The 1530-nt window shown below is 39.9% G+C and carries 1 protein-coding gene and 1 pseudogene; both read right to left on the bottom strand.

Going from position 1 to position 1530, the window contains the following annotated elements; translation table 11 throughout:
• Positions 1-639 (bottom strand): annotated as a pseudogene (locus DVY93_RS12370) (ATP-binding protein); the annotation flags it as partial.
• A complete protein-coding gene (locus tag DVY93_RS12365; RefSeq protein ID WP_025645672.1) occupies positions 629-1363 on the bottom strand; it encodes a heavy metal response regulator transcription factor in 735 nt (244 codons plus the stop codon). The gene DVY93_RS12365 and the pseudogene DVY93_RS12370, both read right to left, overlap by 11 nt.
• Between the last annotated feature and the right edge of the window lie 167 nt (positions 1364-1530).

Genomic DNA, 1530 nt, shown 5'->3' with positions numbered 1-1530 from the left:
TGCTATTGAAACCAACAGTAGTGTGATGGCAAATAGGATCAGACTAAGTTGACGGTTAAACTGTAATAAATACTGATGATGCACGTCAATGGGTAAGGCGATAAGGGCAAGCATGTCATCGTCTCCAATAACCATAGCTCGATAACGTCTGTCTTTAATATTTATTACAAACTGTCTGTCATCATGATTTTGCTGTAATGATAATAGGTTAAAGTCGGCACTTAATTCATTAGCAAAGTTTTTGGGAGTACTAGATAGCAATCGCCCCTCTTTATCAGCAATGATAGTTTTTAGATCGTAATCTAGCGCTGATGAATGCAGGTGATCATCATTTTCTGTGGCTATTGTAGGAAGTAGATTTGAAGAAGCTTTCGAGCTTAGCGGTTGTTGAGTGTTTGATGGACTTTGAGGCTTAGGTAGTGTCTGAGAGGCTATTTGGTTATCCGCCTCTGTTACGCGCTTACGTAGATTAAAGGCTGCGTGGGTAATGATTTCAGCATCCATTTGCTCAAAATGGCCTTTAACAGAGTGCTGTACCCAGATATAGATTATCAACTGCGATAAAACGACAAACATCGTCAATAAAAACACAGTTCGCCATAGTAAGGGTAAGCGTCGATTGTCCAATCTATTTATCATATTGGCTATCTTCCGTTTCGCTGGCAGCTTTATTACTAGCTGAAACGTCGACAGCATCTAATCGGTAGCCCATGCCACGCACAGTATGAATTAGCTTGGTATCAAACTCATCGTCTATTTTTATACGCAGACGTCTTATTGCCACATCAATCACATTAGTATCGTTATCAAAGTTCATATCCCATACTTGTGAAGCAATGATTGAGCGTGGTAATACTTCACCGCGGCGCTCTAATAGAAACTGTAATAGGGAGAACTCTTTTGCGGTTAGTTTAATGGGCGTGTCTCCTCTATGTACAGTGCGCTTGGCAATGTCCATTTTGAGATCCGCTATTTGCATGAGCGTACTTTTATAGTCGGCTTGATTGGCGCGTCGTAATAAGCTTTTTATCCTGACTATTAACTCTGCAAAGGCAAAAGGTTTGGTCAGATAATCATCACCGCCAATCTCAATCCCCTTGATTTTGTCATCTAAATCATCTTTTGCGGTTAGAAATAACACTGGCGTATGCTTGCCAGCCGCTCGGTAATTACGTACTAGCTCAAAACCGCTAACATCAGGCAGCATAACATCCATGAGTATCACGCTAAACTCTTCAGTCATCATAGCATGGTAGCCATCTAAACCTGTCAGCTGATGATCAACAATGAAGCCTGCTTCACTTAAGCCTTTTTTTACATATTCGCCGAGTTTTAATTCATCTTCTACTAGTAGTACTTTCATAGTAATCCTTCAATATAATTATGATTTTATAATACCCAAATCAATATAAATGACAAAACGGACTGGTATCTGACAAAGATGTCATGCGCTCGTCATCAAATGGTCAGTCTTCGTTTGTTAATCTATACCTATAGTACATAGCGGCTCATTCTTGATACGAGTAGCTA

Origin of the sequence: Psychrobacter sp. CCUG 69069 (assembly GCF_021023115.1) — a bacterium.
In the GTDB taxonomy this organism is placed as follows: domain Bacteria; phylum Pseudomonadota; class Gammaproteobacteria; order Pseudomonadales; family Moraxellaceae; genus Psychrobacter; species Psychrobacter namhaensis.
Note: the sequence above shows the minus strand (reverse complement) of the source record. Positions and strands in the feature narration are given on the sequence as shown.